This is a genomic window from Paenibacillus sp. UASWS1643 (assembly GCF_008693195.1).
GTDB classification, from domain to species: Bacteria; Bacillota; Bacilli; order Paenibacillales; family Paenibacillaceae; genus Paenibacillus; species Paenibacillus amylolyticus_B.
The window spans coordinates 1-747 of the sequence record NZ_VXKZ01000056.1; the positions used below are offsets into that span (position 1 = coordinate 1).

Genomic DNA, 747 nt, shown 5'->3' on the forward strand with positions numbered 1-747 from the left:
TGAGCTGCTGGATACTCCTTTGCCGTGCCGAGAAATTGAAAAAAAAGTAAAAAGTGCATTCCGTGAAGGGGCGAAAAAAGGCCCGAAAGCATCCTTCGTAACGGAACTCTCCGGAATCGCATTTCAATATGGCCCGATCTGGGAGCCAGCGAAGCCGAGAGAAGAACGTAAAAACAGCCATTTTGACGAATGGGCAAATGATGTAATTGAATCCCTGAAGGCTTTGCCTGGGAATGTAATAGCAGATTCACAACGAAAACTGGCCGCTCATTGGGGCATGTCTTTATCATCTTTTCAGCATGTAATTCGCATGTTAATTGACTCGGGACGTATTACCGTAGAGGTTACCGGTAAAGGACGGGCAGCTCAGACGATTATTCAACTAGTCTGTACAGATGTGGAACTGGCAGAAATGGACCTCAGATCCCCCATTGTATCCAGAGAGTCGAAGACTCAAAGTTTTAATGTACCAAGCTCCAATACACTTATCCTAGATACGGAGGTGGGTGGGGCTGGCTTTCTTGTAGGGAGTTTCATTTACATGCATGGGTGGCTTCCTGGGCCTGATCCCCCTTGATCAGATGTTTCCTCTTTTTGGGACTTCTTGGAACTGTTTCTCTAGGTCTAGTTTCTGTTTCTATCTAGTTCCTATGTTCCATATGGGTAAAGTTTGGAGTATATGAATCTGGGAGTTTCTGTTCATTTTTTGGGTATTTTATACATTTTTATGGTAGTTTATTGTCGTAC

At 44.0% G+C, this 747-nt stretch carries 1 pseudogene; it reads left to right on the forward strand.

Annotated features, from left to right (window positions below):
* Positions 1-577: pseudogene (locus FE296_RS32545) on the forward strand (primase C-terminal domain-containing protein); the annotation flags it as partial.
* Between the last annotated feature and the right edge of the window lie 170 nt (positions 578-747).